Source organism: Streptomyces sp. GESEQ-4 (assembly GCF_017948455.1).
Classification (GTDB): Bacteria; Actinomycetota; Actinomycetes; order Streptomycetales; family Streptomycetaceae; genus Streptomyces.
On sequence record NZ_JAFFSU010000027.1, the window covers coordinates 61696 to 79424 of the forward strand.

Annotated in this window: 12 protein-coding genes; 2 read left to right on the forward strand and 10 right to left on the reverse strand. The window is 67.5% G+C overall.

Going from position 1 to position 17729, the window contains the following annotated elements:
* Positions 1-261 precede the first annotated feature (261 nt).
* Complete coding sequence (locus tag KCH48_RS35035; protein ID WP_210580891.1) at positions 262-636, forward strand: NTP pyrophosphohydrolase; 375 nt, start codon at positions 262-264, stop codon at positions 634-636.
* Here the strand turns inward: KCH48_RS35035 and KCH48_RS35040 are convergent.
* The 10 genes from KCH48_RS35040 to ngcE all read right to left on the reverse strand — a co-directional run bounded on the left by KCH48_RS35040 (position 605) and on the right by ngcE (position 13250).
* Positions 605-910, reverse strand: a complete 306-nt coding sequence (locus tag KCH48_RS35040) for a hypothetical protein (protein ID WP_210580893.1) — start codon at positions 908-910, stop codon at positions 605-607. The two genes, KCH48_RS35035 and KCH48_RS35040, sit on opposite strands and share 32 nt — an antisense overlap.
* Positions 911-1022: 112 nt before the next feature.
* Positions 1023-2549 carry an amino acid permease gene (locus KCH48_RS35045; RefSeq protein ID WP_210580895.1) on the reverse strand — a complete coding sequence of 509 codons (1527 nt, stop codon included), beginning with the start codon at positions 2547-2549 and terminating at the stop codon, positions 1023-1025.
* A gap of 148 nt (positions 2550-2697) precedes the next feature.
* Positions 2698-4617: a 1-deoxy-D-xylulose-5-phosphate synthase gene (gene dxs, locus KCH48_RS35050; RefSeq protein ID WP_210580896.1), complete on the reverse strand. Its 1920-nt coding sequence runs from the start codon at positions 4615-4617 to the stop codon at positions 2698-2700.
* 247 nt (positions 4618-4864) lie between these two features.
* Positions 4865-6160, reverse strand: a complete 1296-nt coding sequence (locus KCH48_RS35055; protein WP_210580898.1) for a sugar ABC transporter permease — start codon at positions 6158-6160, stop codon at positions 4865-4867.
* Entirely contained in the window at positions 6157-6948 is a 792-nt protein-coding gene (locus KCH48_RS35060) for an ATP-binding cassette domain-containing protein (RefSeq protein ID WP_210580900.1), read from the reverse strand. The genes KCH48_RS35055 and KCH48_RS35060 overlap by 4 nt, the downstream gene beginning before the upstream one ends.
* Before the next feature lie 191 nt (positions 6949-7139).
* A complete protein-coding gene (locus KCH48_RS35065) occupies positions 7140-8237 on the reverse strand; it encodes a substrate-binding domain-containing protein (protein ID WP_210580962.1) in 1098 nt (365 codons plus the stop codon).
* 133 nt (positions 8238-8370) lie between these two features.
* A complete protein-coding gene (locus tag KCH48_RS35070) occupies positions 8371-9570 on the reverse strand; it encodes an ROK family transcriptional regulator (protein ID WP_210580901.1) in 1200 nt (399 codons plus the stop codon).
* 299 nt (positions 9571-9869) lie between these two features.
* Complete coding sequence (locus KCH48_RS35075; protein WP_210580903.1) at positions 9870-10778, reverse strand: carbohydrate ABC transporter permease; 909 nt, start codon at positions 10776-10778, stop codon at positions 9870-9872.
* Positions 10775-11836 (reverse strand): carbohydrate ABC transporter permease, encoded by a 1062-nt coding sequence (locus KCH48_RS35080; protein WP_210580906.1) that lies wholly within the window; start codon positions 11834-11836, stop codon positions 10775-10777. The genes KCH48_RS35075 and KCH48_RS35080 overlap by 4 nt, the downstream gene beginning before the upstream one ends.
* Before the next feature lie 7 nt (positions 11837-11843).
* The gene (gene ngcE, locus KCH48_RS35085; protein ID WP_246886341.1) at positions 11844-13250 is read right to left on the reverse strand and encodes an N-acetylglucosamine/diacetylchitobiose ABC transporter substrate-binding protein; all 1407 of its coding nucleotides are present in this window, start codon (positions 13248-13250) and stop codon (positions 11844-11846) included.
* 643 nt (positions 13251-13893) lie between these two features.
* On the opposite strand from ngcE, the gene KCH48_RS35090 reads away from it, so the two are divergent.
* On the forward strand, positions 13894-17700 hold the full coding sequence (locus KCH48_RS35090) for a GH92 family glycosyl hydrolase (RefSeq protein WP_210580907.1): 3807 nt from the start codon (positions 13894-13896) through the stop codon (positions 17698-17700).
* Positions 17701-17729 lie beyond the last annotated feature (29 nt).

The window sequence follows — 17729 nt, forward strand, 5'->3', positions numbered from 1 at the left end:
GCGCCGACCCAGACCGCACGCATGCCCGCAGCTGGGCGGTACGGGGGTCGCAGCTTGGCGGGACGGCAGCCCGTCGGCTGCTGGGTGGGCGCCGATCCAGGCCGCACGGCTGCCCGCAGCTGAGCGGGACGGGGGGCGCAGCTTGGCGGGACGGCAGCCCGTCGGCTGCTGGGTGGGCGCCGATCCAGGCCGCACGGCTGCCCGCAGCTGAGCGGGACGGGGGTCCGCAGCTTGGCGGGCGCCGCGTGCGACCCTAGGCCCATGGGTGATGAATCTCCGCTGCTTGTCATCGTCGACGCGGCGAATGTCGTCGGGTCGGTTCCCGATGGGTGGTGGCGGGATCGGCGGGGGGCCGCGGAGCGGTTGCGGGATGTGCTGGCTGCTGATGGGGTGCCGGGGCATCTCGGGCCCGTGGAGATCGTGCTCGTCGTGGAGGGGGCCGCTCGGGGGGTCGCGTCCGTGCCCGGCGTGCGGGTCGAGGGGGCGAGTGGGAGCGGGGACGATCACATGGTCGAGTTGGTCGCGCGGGCGAGCGGTCGGGACTGTCTCGTCGTCACGGCCGACCGTGAACTGCGGCGCCGGGTGACGGAGTTGGGCGCGGAGGTCACCGGCCCCCGGTCGGTCCGCCGCCGGTGATCTCGTACCCGGCGAGCGACAGCCGCATCCCGCACTGGTCCTCGGCCTCCACCGTCACCCGCTGCCCCCAGTGGGCGGTGAGGCGCTGGGCCACGTCGACCAGGCGGCGGCGCTCCTGCGGGGTGTAGGCGGGGAAGCGGGTCCAGCCGCGTTCGGCGATCTGGTTGCCCAGTTCGTGGAACAGGGCCGACCTGGTGCGCTGTTCCTCCTCGTCGCTGAGCGGGGTGGACTCTTCGCCTCCCGTGTACCGCACGTTGTACAGGTCTCGGATCACTGATGGCTCGCCGTTCCGGTCGGGTATGTGTCCGGTGAGCCTACCGACCCGCCTACCGACCCCGCAGTCTCCGCCGGAGCGGGCCGCGGGGCCGGATCGGTGGCTGGGCCCGCTACTGGGCGTCTCCGGGCTTCGGCGGCTTCACCACGTCGCTGACCTTCGTCTCCGCGTGCCGTCCGAGACGGCTGTGGGAGCGGCCGTAGACGAAGTACACGACGAAGCCGGCGGCCATCCAGACGGCGAAGCGGACCCAGGTCTCGGCGGGCAGGTTGAGCATCAGCCACAGCGAGGCGCACACCGACAGGATCGGGATGAACGGCACCCACGGGGTGCGGAAGGCCCGGTGCAGGTCGGGGCGGCTACGCCGCAGGATGATCACGCCGATCGCGACGACCACGAAGGCGAACAACGTGCCGATGTTCACCAGCTCCGCCAGCTCGCTGAGCGGGGTGAAGCCGGCGAGGATCGCGATGAGCACGCCGAGCAGGATGGTCGGCCGGTGCGGGGTCTTGAACCGCGGATGGACGTGGGAGAAGAAGCGCGGCAGCAGTCCGTCACGGCTCATCGCGAAGAAGACCCGGGTCTGGCCGAGCAGCAGGATCATGCAGACCGTCGTCAGGCCGACCGCGGCGCCGAAGCTGATGAAGCCCGCGAACCAGGGATGCCCGGTGGCCTTGAAGGCGTCCGCGAGCGGGGCGGTGATGGACAGATCGGTGTAGTGCTGCATGCCGGTCACGACGATCGACACGGCGACATACAGGGCCGTGCAGATGACGAGCGAGCCGAGGATGCCGCGGGGCATGTCGCGCTGTGGGTTCTTGGTCTCCTCGGCGGCCGTGGCGACGACGTCGAAGCCGATGAAGGCGAAGAAGACGACGGAGGCGGCGGTGAAGATGCCCATCACGCCGAAGTTGGAGGGCGCCCAGCCGAACATCAACTGGATGAGCGGGGATTGCAGGCTCTCCCCCGCATCCACGGCCTGCGCCTTCGGGATGAACGGGTCGTAGTTGTCGCCGTCGATGAAGAAGGCGCCCGCGATGATCACGGTCAGCACCACCGTCACCTTGATGGCGACGACGAGCGAGGTGACCCGCGCGGAGAGCTTGGTGCCGACCACGAGGATGGCGGTGAGCAGCAGGACGAGCGCGGCGGCGAGGATGTCGAAGCCGAAGCCGTCGGCGCCGTCTCTGGTGCCGAGCGCCTCGGGCAGCTCCCAGCCCGCGTTGTCCATCAGCGAGGCGATGTAGCCGGACCAGCCGACGGCCACCACCGCCGTGCCGAGCGCGAACTCCAGGACCAGGTCCCAGCCGATGGTCCAGGCCGGCAGTTCGCCGAGAGAGGCGTACGAGAACGTGTACGCGGAGCCCGCCACCGGGACCGTGGAGGCGAACTCGGCGTAGCAGAGCGCGGCGAGCGCGCAGACGACGCCGGCCGCGACGAAGGCCAGCGCGACGGAGGGACCGGCGTTGTTCTTGGCGACCGTGCCGGTGAGGACGAAGATGCCGGTGCCGATGATGACGCCGACGCCGAACACCGTCAGATCGAGCGCGGACAAGGATTTCTTGAGCGCGTGCTCGGGTTCCTCGGTATCGAGGATGGACTGCTCGACCTTCTTCGTCCTGAAGAGGGTGCTGCTCACGGGCGTACCTCCCACGCTGTGTCGTCCTCGACATGATCGAGAGGGGGCGTGGTGCGTATGCCCCGGCGCGGTTCGTTTCACACGGATGGGCCGGTTTCACCACCCTTCGCGGTGGTGGAACCGGCCCATCCGGACGCGGGGTGAGGTGCTAGTCGCGCGCGGGCTCCACGGTGGCCTCCGGACGGTCGAAACGGCCGTCCAGCTTGGAGACCAGTCCGGTGACCTGGCGGGCGATGTCGGGGGCGGTCAGCCCGATCTCGGCCATGACCTCCTTGCGGGAGGCGTGGTCGAGGAAGCGCGGCGGGATGCCGAAGTCACGCAGCGGGACGTCGACGCCGGCGTCGCGCAGGGCCTGGGCGATCGTCGAACCGACACCGCCGACGCGGGAGTTGTCCTCGACGGTGACGACCACGCGGTGCCGCTCGGCGAGGGGCGCCATGGCCTCGTCGACGGGCTTGACCCAGCGCGGGTCGACGACGGTCGTGGAGATGCCCTGCTTGTCGAGCAGGGAGGCGATCTCCAGGCACATCGGCGCCAGGGCGCCCACCGAGACCAGGAGCACGTCCGGCGTCTCCGTCCCCGGCTCGCGCAGTACGTCCATGCCGCCGACGCGGCCCACGGCGGGTACGGCGGGGCCGACGGCGCCCTTCGAGAAGCGGACCACGGTCGGCGCGTCGGTCACGTCGACGGCCTCGCGCAGCTGGGCACGGACCTGGTCGGCGTCGCGCGGGGCGGCCAGCCGCAGCCCGGGGACGACCTGGAGGATCGACATGTCCCACATGCCGTTGTGGGAGGCGCCGTCGGTGCCGGTGACGCCGGCCCGGTCCAGTACGAACGTCACACCACACTTGTGGAGGGCGACATCCATCAGGACCTGGTCGAAGGCACGGTTGAGGAATGTGGCGTACACCGCGAACACCGGATGCAGACCGCCCGTGGCCAGGCCCGCCGCGGAGACGGCGCCGTGCTGCTCGGCGATCCCGACGTCGTAGACCCGCTCCGGGAAGGCCTTGGCGAACTTCTCGAGGCCGACCGGCTGGAGCATGGCCGCGGTGATGGCGACGATGTCCTCGCGCTCCTTGCCGAGCTTGACCATCTCCTCGCCGAAGACGGAGGTCCAGTCGGCGCCGGAGGAGGCGATCGGCAGGCCCGTGTCGGGGTGGATCTTGCCGACGGCGTGGAAGCGGTCGGCCTCGTCCTGGAGGGCGGGCTGGTAGCCGCGGCCCTTCTCGGTGAGGCAGTGCACGATGACGGGCCCGCCGAAGCGCTTCGCCCGCGCCAGCGCGGACTCCAGGGCCTCGATGTCATGGCCGTCGATCGGGCCGACGTACTTCAGGCCGAGGTCCTCGAACATGCCCTGGGGTGCGATGAAGTCCTTCAGGCCCTTCTTGGCGCCGTGGAGGGTCTCGTAGAGCGGCCTGCCGACGACCGGCGTGCGGTCGAGGATCTCCTTCGTCCGGGTGAGGAAGCGCTCGTACCCGTCGGTCGTCCGCAGCGTGGCCAGGTGGTTGGCGAGACCGCCGATGGTGGGCGCATACGACCGCTCGTTGTCGTTGACGACGATGACCAGCGGGCGGTCCTTGGCCTCGGCGATGTTGTTGAGGGCTTCCCAGGCCATGCCGCCGGTCAGGGCGCCGTCACCGATCACGGCGACCACGTGGTCGTCGCGTTTACGGATCTCGTTCGCTTTCGCGAGGCCGTCGGCCCAGCCGAGGACCGTGGAGGCGTGCGAGTTCTCGATGACGTCGTGCTCGGACTCGGCCTGCGAGGGGTAGCCGGACAGACCGCCCTTCATCTTCAGCCTGCTGAAGTCCTGGCGGCCGGTGAGCAGCTTGTGCACATAGGACTGGTGGCCGGTGTCCCAGAGCACCTTGTCCTTGGGTGACTCGAAGACCCGGTGCAGCGCGATGGTGAGCTCGACCACGCCGAGGTTCGGGCCGAGGTGGCCGCCGGTCTTGGAGACGGCTTCGACCAGGAAGCTCCGGATCTCCTCCGCCAGCAGGGCCAGCTCCTCCAGGCTGAGCCGGTCAAGATCACGCGGTCCCCTGATGCGGGTCAGCAGCGGCACCCGTGCCTCCTTGCAGTAGAGCTGATCGAGCTGTTGCCGGGCCTGTCGAGTCTAATGTTCCGCCTGAGCGGGCGATGCCCGGGCGGTGCGTCATAGGTCACGCGATCGGCTGTACCCAAGTTGTGGCATTCCTACGACATGCCTGTTGCCCGGCACCTGAAGATGCCGGGCAACAGTCGCGCCCCGTCAGGGGCGCGGGGAACTGCGCGACCAGCCACAACCGGCCGGCAGCCCGCGAACGACCTGTCTAGGCACGACCTGCCGTCTTCTGCGTCTTACGGGTGATCGAGTCAATGACCACCGTCGTCAGCAGAACACCCGCAGTGATCATGTACTTCACCGGCTCCGCGATGGACTCCAACTGAAGCCCGTACTGGATCGACACGATCACCAGCACACCCAGCAGCGCGTTCCACGTACGCCCACGCCCACCGAACAGCGACGTACCACCGATGACCGCCGCGGCGATCGCGTTCATCAGCAGGTCACCCGTACCGGCGCTCTGGTTGGCGGACGCGATCTTCGAGGCCAGGAACAGACCGCCGATCGCCGCGAAACCACCCGAGATCGCGAACACCGAGATCCGGATCGCGGTGACGTTGATACCCGCACGGCGGGACGCCTCCACGCTGCCGCCGAGGGCGAAGATCTTGCGGCCGTACGAGGTACGCCGCAGCACGAAGTCGGTCAGGAACAGGAAGCCCAGGAAGATCACCGTGGCCAGCGGCAGGCCCTTGTACTGGTTGTACATGGCCGCCGCGGCGAAGGAGACGATGGCCAGCAGCACCGTGCGCATGAGCGTGTCGCTGAGCGGCCGGGACGGAACGCCCGCCGCCTCGCGGCGCCGGTTGCCCAGGAACGACGTGATGAAGAAGACGGCGACCATCACGATCGCGAGACCGTACGCGGCGGCCACGTCGCTGAAGAAGTACGTGGTCAGATTGCCGATGAAGCCGTCGCTGTCGAGGTTGATCGTGCCGTTCTCGCCGAGCGTCTGGAGCATGAAGCCCAGCCAGAACAGCAGACCCGCCAGGGTCACGGCGAAGGCGGGAGCGCCGAGCACCGCGAAGAAGAAGCCGTGTGCCGCGCCGATGGCCGCACCCGCGGCGACGGCGAAGAGCACCGCCATCCACTCGGGCCAGCCCTGGTTGACGGCGAGGACGGCCGCGATGGCGCTGGCCGCGCCGCTGACCGAGCCGACCGACAGGTCGATCTCGCCGAGCAGCAGCACGAAGACGATGCCGACGGAGATCATGCCCGTACCGACCATCGTGACGGTGATGTCACTGATGTTCTGCGCGGACAGGAACTGCGAGTTGAGGGACTGGAAGACGACGCAGATGACGACCAGGCCGACGATCACCGGCAGGGAGCCCAGCTCGCCCGCCTTGATCTTCCGCTTGAACTCGCCGAGGTAGCCGGCCAGGCCCCGCTCGCGCACCAGGAGCCGTGGGTCGACCGCGGTCACCGCGGCCGCGGCGGCCTCGGGGTTCTCGACGGCGTGCGCGTCCTGCGGGGACGCGGAGGTCTTGTCGATGCTCACTGCTGAACCTCCCCGGTCGTGCGCGCCGCACGGCGGGTCACGGCATTGTCGGTGGCGCCGGTGATGGCGGAGATGATCTCCTCCTGCGAGGTCGTCTTGACCTCGAAGACGCCGTTGTTCTGGCCCAGTCGCAACACGGCGACCTTGTCGGCCACGGCCTTCACATCGGCCATGTTGTGGCTGATGAGGATGACCGCGTGGCCGCGCTCACGCAGCCGCTCCACCAGGTCGAGGACCTGGGCGGTCTGCTCGACACCGAGGGCCGCGGTGGGCTCGTCGAGAATGACCAGCTTGGGCTCTCCGAGCATCGACCGGGCGATGGCCACGGTCTGGCGCTGACCGCCGGAGAGCGAGGCGATCGGGATACGGACGCTGGGGATGCGGATGGAAAGCGTCTTCAGCAACTCCTGAGAGCGGCGCTCCATCTCCACCTCGTTGAGGACGCCCCACTTCTTCAGCTCACGGCCGAGGAAGAGGTTGCCGACGACATCGATGTTGTCGCACAGCGCGAGGTCCTGGTAGACCGTCGCGATGCCCAGGGCCTGGGCGTCGTGCGGCCGGTTGATCGAAACGGCCTTGCCGTCCCATTCGATGACGCCCTCATCGATGGGATGTACGCCGGCGATCGTCTTCACCAGCGTGGACTTTCCGGCGCCGTTGTCGCCGACGAGGGCGATCACCTCGCCGGCGTGGACCTCAAGCTCTACGTCGGTGAGCGCCTGAACGGCACCGAACCGCTTGGAGACCCCGCGCAACGCCAGCACGGGCGTAGCGGACACGTGAACCATCTCCTTCGCCGCCTGACCCGGCGGGAGGTTGTGCAGAAAGATTGGGGGATGTTCCGTCCGGCGCCCCGCAACGAGCTTGCGGGGCTGTGTGTATGCGGGGCGCCGGAGGAGCCTGGAGAGCTGCGGTCCCGGTACGGGAGTTCGGACAATGCTTCCCGAATTCCCGTACGTTCACAGGGACTTGCGGCTGTTTACTTCAGACCGATCTTGTCGCAGGCCGACTTGTACTTGGCCGTGCAGATCTCGTCGATCGTGTAGACGCCGTCCTTGATGACGGTGTCGTTGATGTTGTCCTGGGTCATCGAGGTGACCGGGACCAGGACCGACGGAACGCCCTTGGCGCTGCCGCTGTCGACCTTGTCCTTGGCGATGGAGTCCAGGGACTCACCCTTGGCGAGCGCGACGGCCATCTCGGCGGCGGCGTTGGCCTCGGGGGCGTACGGCTTGTAGACGCTCATGAACTGGTCGCCGGTGACGATGCGCTGCACGGCGGCGAGTTCGGCGTCCTGGCCGGTGACCGGCGCGTCGATGCCGGCCGACTTCAGGGCCGTGATGATGCCGCCCGCCATGCCGTCGTTGGCGGAGTAGACACCGATGATCTTGTCCTTGCCGAGCGCCGAGATCGCCGACTCCATGTTGGCGTTGGCGGCCTCCGGCGCCCACTCCTTGGTGTCGTACTCCTTGCCGACGTTCACCTTGCCGTCGAGGACGGAGTGCGCGCCCTCCTTGAACTGGGCGGCGTTCGGGTCGGTGACGGAGCCGTTCATCATGACGATCTGGCCGTCCTTGGCCTTGGCGCCCAGCGCCTTGAGCAGGGCCTCGCCCTGGGTCTTGCCGACCTGCACGTTGTCGAACGAGGTGTAGGCGCTGATCGGGCCCTCGGCGAGGCGGTCGTAGGCGACGACCTTGATGCCGGCGTCCACGGCCTTCTGCACGGAGTTCTGGATGGCCTTGGCGTCCACGGCGTCCAGGATCAGCACGTCCACCTTGTTGGTGATCATCGTGTCGACCTGCTGGGCCTGGAGGTTGGCGTCCTGGCGGGCGTTGTTGTACTGGATCTCCGCCTTGTTGTTCGTCAGCTCCCCGATCTTCTTCTCGATCAAGGGGCGGTCGAACTTCTCGTACCGCGCGGTCTTGTTCTCCGGGAGCAGGAGTCCGACCTTGATGTTGTCACCCTTGGCGGCGGTACCAGCGGTCTCGCTGCCGCCGTCGGCTTCCTCAGCGCTGCCACAGGCGGCGAGGGAAACGGCCATCGCACCTGCGGCAATGGCAACGGCGGCACGACGCATACGCGTGTTCACTTCAGAAACCTCCCTGACGAGGCCGCGTCGTTGCGGCCGAGGTGGCTGGAAGTCAACTCGGCCACACGTGCGACGTCAAGAAGTAAATCCTTAACGGGTTGGCAACGGTGCCATCCGTTCTCTAAGTGAAGACAGGGGCAGCGGCCGTCAACGACCCGTCCAAAAGGGTCGAATCACCCATCTCACTGAGCGCCAGCGCGAGGGCCCCGAGGACCTCCGCGCGGCCGCCAAGTGCCCCTGGCAACACCGAGAGCTGACGTGCGGCACTGGGGATCGCGTACCGGCCGACCGACTCCCTGATGGGCCCGAGCACCAGCTCACCGGCCTCGGCGAGATCACCGCCGAGGACCACTCGGCTCGGGTTGAGCAAATTGCAGAGATTGGCGACTCCACTGCCGATGTGACGGCCGACGTCGGCGATCACCCGACGGCAGCCCGGGTCTCCGTCCCGTGCCAGCCGCACGACGCCTTCCATGGTCAGATCGGTGCCGTGGCTGGACTGGAGGAGCGGGAGCACATAGCGCGCGGCCGTGAAGGTCTCCAGGCAGCCCCGGTTGCCGCAGCGGCAGACGGGACCGGACTCATCAAGAGTAATATGCCCGATTTCTCCCGCTGTGCCACCCGGGCCGCGGTAGATCTTGCCGTTGATGACCAGGCCGGCCCCGACACCACTGGCGACCTTGATGTACGCCAGGTCCCTCGCACCCCGGCCGCTGCCCCAGACCATCTCGCCGAGCGCGGCCAGGTTGGCGTCGTTGTCGACATGGACGGGCACGCCGAGCCGCCCCCGCAGCTCCTCGGCGGGCTTGGTGCCGGTCCAGCCCGGCAGGATCGCGGTGGAGCCCAGGGTGCCCGACTCGACGTCGATCGGTCCCGGCACGCCCAGGCCCACGCCCGCGACCTTGGAACGGTCCACTCCGGTCGCCGCGATCAGCCGGTTGACCAGCTCTTCCGCCCGATCGAAGCTCTGCGTGGCGGAGGCGTCCACATCGAGCGGCTCGGCCTCCTCGGCCAGCACCTGATGGGCGAGATTCCCGACCGCGACGCGCAAATGCGTATGCCCGAAGTCCACACCGATCACGATCCCGGCGTCCCCGCTCAGCGAGACGCTCCGGGCCCTGCGGCCGCCCGCCGACGTGGGCGTGACCTCGACCGTTCCGCCGTCCTTGAGCTCCCGGACGATGTTGGAGACCGTCGCCGCGGACAGTCCGGTCGTCCTCGCGATCTCCGCCTGCGTGAGCGAGCCCGCCAGCCGTACGGCCCGGACGACCCGCTCGAGGTTGGCTCGGTGCAGCGACGACTGCGACCCCGGAGTCTCCATTGACCCACACCCTCGTCCCGTTGACTGGGGAGCCCCTTCGCCCCCCTGTGGTCCACGTCACACGCGGAGAGTGACCGGACCTTGTACAAGTTATGAACCCCAAACTCCGCTGAAGGCACCTATGCCGTCAACCCCTTGACAGAAATCGGTCCCTGCCGCCGTACACAGGGGTCGGGCCCGGAGAGTTGTCTCTCCGGGCCCGACCCCTGTGCGCAACGGGTGAAGCAGCGGTTACGTGATGGCGCCGGCCGCCGGACCGGCGAAGCGACCCGGCCGGCCGTACGGTGCGACGGTGAGCGTCAGCGGAAGGTGCCCTGCGACACCGAACCGGCGATCCGGCGCTGGAAGATGATGTACACGATCAGTACGGGCACCACCGTGACCACGATCGCCGCGAACAGCGCACCGTAGTCGATGTCGTAGACCTGCGAGGACGCGTAGGCAGCCATCCCCTGGGTCAGGACCCACTTGTCCTGGTCGGTGTTGAGCGCCACGGGCAGCAGGAACTGGTTCCAAAGACCCAGGAAGTTGAAGATCGCCACCGCCGCCATGCCCGGACGGGCCATCGGCAGCATCACCTGGAAGAACGCCCGCCAGTCACCGGCGCCGTCGATCAACGCGGCCTCGTAGACGTCATGCGGCAGCGACCGGAAGAACGAATAGAGGAAGAACATCGTGAACGGCAGCGCGAACGCGACGTAGGTGAGGACGAGTCCCGGACGCGTGTTCAGGAGCCCGAAGTTCTGCAGCTGGAAGAAGAGCGGCACGATCGCCAGGAAGACGGGGAAGGTCAGCCCGGCGAGCATCACGTAGTAGATCAGCCGGCGTCCGGGGAACTCGAACCGGGCCAGGATGTAGGCGCACATCGCGCCCAGCAGCATCACCAGGAACAGCGCGGAGACAACGACGATCACCGAATTCAGGAAGTACTTCCCGATGTTCGCGTCGGTCCACGCGTGCTCGTAGTTCTCGAACCTCCAGCGATCCGGCAGCGCGAATGGCGACGACAAGATCTCGCTGGTCGACTTGAACGACGACACCAGCACCCACAGCATGGGCACAATCACGATCACGGACCACAGGATCAGCAGGGCGTGCGCGATCGTCGCGAACCTGCGGTCGCTGCTCGCGACGCCTCTCGTCAGCTTCCGGTCACTCGCCGGTTTCCGGTCGCTCGTCGTCTTCCGGTCGGCGGCTATGGCGCTCACTGGGCACCTCCCTTGGCTGCAGCACGCCGAGCCCTGAACCCAGGCGCTTTCTTCTTGCCCTCACTCTCGCCGCCGCCCGTCAGGCGGTTGACGGTGAACACCAGCGCCGCGAACACCAGGGTGACGACGGCGAGGACGACCCCCATCGCGGTGGCATAGCCGAACTGCTGCTTGGCGAAAGCGACGTTGAACAGCCGCTGACTGATCGTCAGGGTCGAGTTGTTCGGTCCACCGTTCGGCAACATCGCCTGTACGTAGACGAACGCGTCGAGGGCGGCGATGCCCAGGTAGATGTACGCCGTCTGCACACTGTCCCGGATCGCCGGCAGGGTGACCGAGATCGTCATCCGGAACCGGCCGGCTCCGTCGATCCTGGCCGCCTCGTACAGCTCGGCGGGAACTCCCTTGATCGCGGCGATGAAGAGCACCGCGTAGAACCCGACGAGCCCCCAGACGATGACGAACATCAGGGCCGGCATGGCGCTCGACGTCTCGCCCAGCCAGGCGAACGTGTCGAACTGGTCGAGGCCGAGCGCGGTGAGGACGCCGTTGACCAGGCCGGCGTTCGGGTCGTACATCTGCGCCCAGATCAGGCCGACGATGATCGCCGGCACGACGTAGGGGAAGAACGAGATGATCCGGTAGAACGACGCTCCCCGGATCCCTCGGACGGGGCCCTTGCTGGGCCCGCCCAGGGTGATGGCCACCGCGACCCCGAGGGAGAGCGTCAACGTCACCAACGGCACGAAGACCGCCAGCAACGCGACGTTGCGCAACGCCTTCAGGAAGATGTCGTCCTGGAACATCTTGGTGAAGTTGTCGAAGCCGACGAAGTTGTAGTCCGGGCTGAAGCCGCGCCAGTCGGTCATCCCCCAGTAGATCGCCTGGACGAAGGGGATCAGGACGAAGGTCACGAAGATGGCCAGCGGGACACCGAGGAACGCGAGGAAGAACGTCACCCGGTCGAAGGTGAGCTTGCGGCGTCGGGGCCGCCCGCCGCGAGCCGCCGGCGTCGGCCGACCGCTCGCGGTGTCGGAAATGGTGGTCGTGTCTTTCATCGCGGTGCTAGCTGACCTTGATCTTGTCGACGGAGTCGTCTTCGCGGATCTTGTCGGAGATCTTCTGCAGAGCCGAGGTCAGGCCCTTGGCGTCGAGGTCACCGGAGAGGAACGAGTTCCACGGCACCAGCTGGTCGGTGTTCATGCCGTAGGCCTCGACGAAGTTGTAGGTGAAGATGTTGGTGCCGGCGGCCTCGAGCATCTTCGTCTGCGAGACGAGGGCCGACGACCCGTAACCGTCGGCGGGCACGGTGCCCTTGACGATCGTCGGGGCCAGCTTCGTCTTGGAGAAGTTGGCGGCCGCCTTCTCCGACAGCATCGCCCGCAGCACTTCCTTGCCGCCGGCCGGGTTCTTGCCCTGCTTGGGCACGATGAACGGCTCGCCGGCGGCCGCGCGGAGCGCCTCGTAGGGCAGCTTCGGCTTGTCGGTGAGCGTCATCGACGGGAATCCGGTCATCTGGAAGTCCGCCTTGGTGGCCTTCTTCATCTCGTTCTCGATCCAGCCACCGGACGGGTAGAGCAGCGCCTTCTGGTCGTTGCTCCAGATCGCCTGCGCCTTCTGGAACTGGGTGCCGGAGCCACCGGGGACGAACATCTTCTCCTTGACCATGGTCTCCATGACCTTGATGACGCCCTGGATGGCCGGGTGCGACCAGCAGCCCTTCTCCAGGTTCTCCAGCGCGAGCCGGACCTCGTCGCCGCCCTCCTTGATCGCCGAGTCGATCAGGAGCGTGCGGTAGTAGGTCGCCGCCTCCTTGCCGTGGACGAAGAGGTACTTGCCCTTCTTCTTCGCCTTCTGGCCGAGGTCGAGCGCCTCATCCCACGTCTTCGGCGGGGTCCAGTTGTTCTCCTCGAAGAGCGTCTTCGAGTACCAGACGCCGTACACGGTCATCACGTAGTTGAGCGCGACGAACTTATCCTTGAACGTACCGGGGTCCTTGACGCCGGGGTAGACCGTGTCGGCGATCTTCTTGCCCTCGTAGTTGTTCGCCTCGAAGACGTCGTCGAGCTCCTCGAGCTGGTCGAGAATGCCGAGGAAGCCGATCTGGTCCTCACCGGAGTTGTCGATGAGGTCCGGCGGATTGCCGCCGACGAACCGGGGCTGGAGCTCGGGAGCGATGTCGACGACCGGCTTGACCTGGACCTTGACGCCCTTGACCTGCTGGCCCATGACCGTGTTGGCGTAGTCGACATAGTCGGTGCCGTAACCGCCGTCGAAGATGGCCGCCTCGACCTTGGAGTTCTCGGCGACACCGAACGGGTTCTTGGCCCCCTTCTTGCCCTTCGCGCCGCCGCCACCGTTGTCGTTGCTGGAGGGAGAGCCACACGCAACCGCGAACGAACCCATGGCCGCAGTTGCGATCGCCCCACGCAGGAGCGTGCGCCTGTCAAGAGAGCCGGCACGAATGGTCATCTCTGCATCCTCACTGATCGATTGGATCTGTACGGGTTTGCTGCGTATGCGGCTGCCGGGCCAGGTTGGCCATGCGCTTGCCGCACTTCTCTTTGAGCGCGTCCTGGTGTGGGTTTCCGCCTGAGATGTCGGCGGAGATACACATCGGGGCGTTTCGCCGTCGTCTCGGAGCCGCTCGGCGGCACCGATGGTGATCAGCTGAGTGATGCCGGAAAAGCAGTCGCCGGGGCCAGAGCGACGGTCGCGCTCCACCTGATCAGATCGCGATGGCCTACGCCGGAAGTGGATCCCATGCTAAGTCCTCGCCTTCTCCAGGACTCAGGCGGTGAACCGGATCCTCCCGGCACCGCGGTCAGGTCAAGCAGGGTGGTGCAGGACGTTCGGATCGAGTGAATTGCCGACAGGTATAGTCCACTTCCCGCCAACGGAGCAAGATCGAATGCAAGGTTGGCTGTTGGTCTTTTCCGAGTTGAGACCTCGCGGAAATATGAGCGGCCTGCACCCTCCTTGCCGGATAAATCCTCGGGATTGCCCCCGAATGCCCCACCCAACACCCTTGACAGGCTTGGCCACTTGCGCCACTACTGGTCCTTGCACACCGAGATTGACAACGTTGTCCAGGGTGCAGGGAGGGTGCTTGCTCATGCAGCGCAGAAGTCGGCACAGATGGGGTTCGGCGGTCGTCGTGACGACCGCCTTTGCTTTGGCCGTCAGCTCGCAGGGGGTGGCGGTGGCGCTGCCCGGCGAGGCAGCAGCGGCCGACCGGGAGTTCGCCTCCTCGTTCGAGGCGGGCGATCCGGCGCCCGACTGGCTGAACACCGTCGACACCGCACCGGACGGCAGCAAGCGCGCCTCCGGTGTCGACGGCGGGTACAGCAGCGGCATTCCGGGCAATGTGACCGACCATGTCACGGACGTCCGGGCCAGCGGGGAGAACACCGGCGCCGGCGAGGTGAAGGAGAACCTCGTCGACGGCGAGCCGAGCAGCAAGTGGCTGACCTTCGCGCCCACCGGCTGGGCGGAGTTCGATCTGGACGCGCCGGTCAAGGTGGTCACCTACGCGCTGACGTCGGCCAACGACCACGACGAGCGCGACCCGGTGGACTGGACCCTCAAGGGCTCCACGGACGGCACGAACTGGACCACCCTGGACACCCGCACCGGCGAATCCTTCGCCGAGCGGTTCCAGACGAAGACGTACGACATCCCGGCAGCCAGTGTCGCCGAGTACCGGCACTTCCGGCTCGACGTGACCAAGAACAACGGCGCCTCGGACGCCCTCCAGCTCGCCGATGTCCAGTTCTCCACGGGCGGCGGTGGCGACCCGATCCCGCAGGACATGCTCTCGCTGGTCGACCGCGGCCCGAGCGGCTCGCCGACCGCGAAGTCGGGCGCGGGCTTCACCGGCAAGCGGGCGCTGCGCTACGCCGGGCGGCACACCGCCGACGGGCAGGCGTACTCGTACAACAAGGTCTTCGACGTCGATGTGGCCGTCGGGCGCGATACGCAGCTGTCGTACCGGATCTTCCCCTCCATGGCGGACGGTGACCGGGACTACGACGCCACCAACGTCTCCGTCGATCTCGCGTTCACGGACGGGACGTATCTGAGCGACCTCAAGGCCACCGACCAGCACGGGTTCGCGCTGACGCCGCAGGGGCAGGGCGCGGCGAAGATCCTCTACGTGAACCAGTGGAACAACGTGGCCTCGCGGATCGGGTCGGTCGCGGCCGGGAAGACCGTGGACCGGATCCTGGTGGCGTACGACTCCCCCAAGGGGCCGGCGAAGTTCCGGGGCTGGCTCGATGACGTGGCGCTGAAGGCCGTACCGCGGGAGAAGCCGAAGGCGCATCTGTCGGACTACGCGGTGACGACCCGCGGCACCAACTCCAGCGGTGGCTTCTCGCGCGGCAACAACTTCCCCGCGACGGCCGTTCCGCACGGGTTCAACTTCTGGACGCCGGTGACGAACGCGGGTTCGCTGAGCTGGCTCTACGACTACGCACGCGGGAACAACGCCGACAACCTGCCGACGATCCAGGCGTTCAGCGCGAGCCATGAGCCCAGCCCCTGGATGGGCGACCGGCAGACCTTCCAGGTGATGCCGTCCGCCGCGTCGGGTACGCCCGACAACGGCCGTGAGGCACGGGAGCTGGCCTTCCGGCACGAGAACGAGACCGCGCGGCCGTACTACTACGGGGTGCGTTTCGAGAACGGTCTCAAGACGGAGATGGCGCCGACCGACCATGCGGCGGTCATGCGCTTCACCTATCCCGGCGACGACGCGAGCGTCTTGTTCGACAACGTCACCGACCAGGCGGGCCTGACGCTCGACAAGGAGACCGGCACCTTCACCGGTTACTCCGACGTGAAGTCGGGGCTGTCGACGGGCGCGACCCGGCTGTTCGTCTACGGGGTGTTCGACGCGCCGGTGACGGAGGGGACGTCGAGCGGGGTCAAGGGCTATCTGCGGTTCCAGCCCGGCGACGACCGGACCGTGACCCTGCGGATCGCCACCTCCCTGATCAGTGTCGATCAGGCGAAGGACAACCTGCGGCAGGAGATCCCGGACGGCACGTCCTTCGACGCCGTGAAGTCGAAGGCCCAGCGGCAGTGGGACAGGATCCTCGGCAAGGTGGAGGTCGAGGGCGCGACGCCGGACCAGCTGACCACGCTGTACTCCAGCCTGTACCGGCTGTACCTGTACCCCAACTCCGGCTTCGAGAAGGTCGGTTCGAAGTACCAGTACGCCTCCCCGTTCTCGCCGATGCCGGGCCCGGACACCCCCACGCACACCGGCGCGAAGATCGTGGACGGCAAGGTGTACGTCAACAACGGTTTCTGGGACACGTATCGGACGACCTGGCCGGCCTACTCGCTGCTGACGCCCGGTCAGGCGGGTGAGATGGTCGACGGGTTCGTGCAGCAGTACAAGGACGGCGGCTGGACCTCCCGCTGGTCCTCGCCCGGGTACGCGGACCTGATGACCGGCACCTCGTCGGACGTGGCCTTCGCGGACGCGTACGTCAAGGGCGTCGGCTTCGACGCGAAGTCGGCGTACGACGCGGCCGTCAAGAACGCCACGGTGGTGCCGCCCTCGTCCGGCGTGGGCCGCAAGGGCATGACCACCTCGCCGTTCCTCGGCTACACGAGCACCGAGACGCACGAGGGCCTGTCGTGGGCGCTGGAGGGCTATCTCAACGACTACGGCATCGCTCGGATGGGCCGGAAGCTGTACGAGAAAACGGGCGAGAAGCGGTACAAGGAGGAGTCGGAGTACTTCCTCGACCGCGCCCAGGACTACGTGAACCTCTTCGATTCCGAGGCCGGTTTCTTCCAGGGCCGCGACGCCAAGGGTGACTGGCGGGTCGAGTCGTCGAAGTACGACCCGAGGGTGTGGGGCTACGACTACACCGAGACCAACGGCTGGGGCTACGCGTTCACGGCCCCGCAGGACTCCCGCGGCCTCGCCAACCTCTACGGCGGGCGCGGCGGCCTCGGCGACAAGCTCGACGAGTATCTCGCCACCCCCGAGACGGCCTCGCCCGAGTTCGTCGGCTCCTACGGCGGAGTCATCCACGAGATGACGGAGGCACGGGACGTCCGGATGGGCATGTACGGGCACTCCAACCAGGTCGCCCACCACGCCCTCTACATGTACGACGCGGCCGGGCAGCCGTGGAAGACGCAGAAGAACGTCCGTGACGTGCTGTCCCGCCTCTACGTCGGCAGCGAGATCGGGCAGGGCTACCACGGCGACGAGGACAACGGCGAGCAGTCGGCCTGGTTCCTGTTCTCCGCGCTCGGCTTCTACCCGCTGGTGATGGGCAGCGGCGAATACGCCGTCGGCTCCCCGCTGTTCACCAAGGCGACGGTCCATCTGGAGAACGGCCGGGACCTGGTCGTCAAGGCGCCGAAGAACAACGCGAAGAACGTGTACGTGCAAGGGCTGAAGGTCAACGGGCGTCCCTGGACGTCGACTTCGCTGCCGCACTCGCTGATCGCGAAGGGCGGAGTCCTGGAGTTCGACATGGGGCCGCGGCCCTCGCGATGGGGTACCGGGAAGAACGCGGCGCCCCCGTCGATCACCCAGGACGACGAGGTGCCGACGCCGCGTGCGGACGTGCTGAAGGGTGAGGGCGCCCTGTTCGACAACACGTCGGCCACGGAGGCGACGGTGACGTCGGTGGATCTGCCGGTCACCGCGGGCGCGAAGGCCGTCCAGTACACGCTGACCTCCTCGGACCGGACGAAGGCGCCGACCGGCTGGACGCTCCAGGGCTCCTCGGACGGGACGAAGTGGCGCACGCTCGACCAGCGGTCGGGTGAGTCCTTCACGTGGGACAAGCAGACGCGCGCGTTCTCCGTGGGGCGGCCGGGTACGTACGAGAAGTACCGCCTGGTGCTGAACGGCGTGGCGACCGTCTCGGAGGTCGAACTGCTCGCCTGAGCCGAGCAGTTGAGGAATCGAGGAGTTGA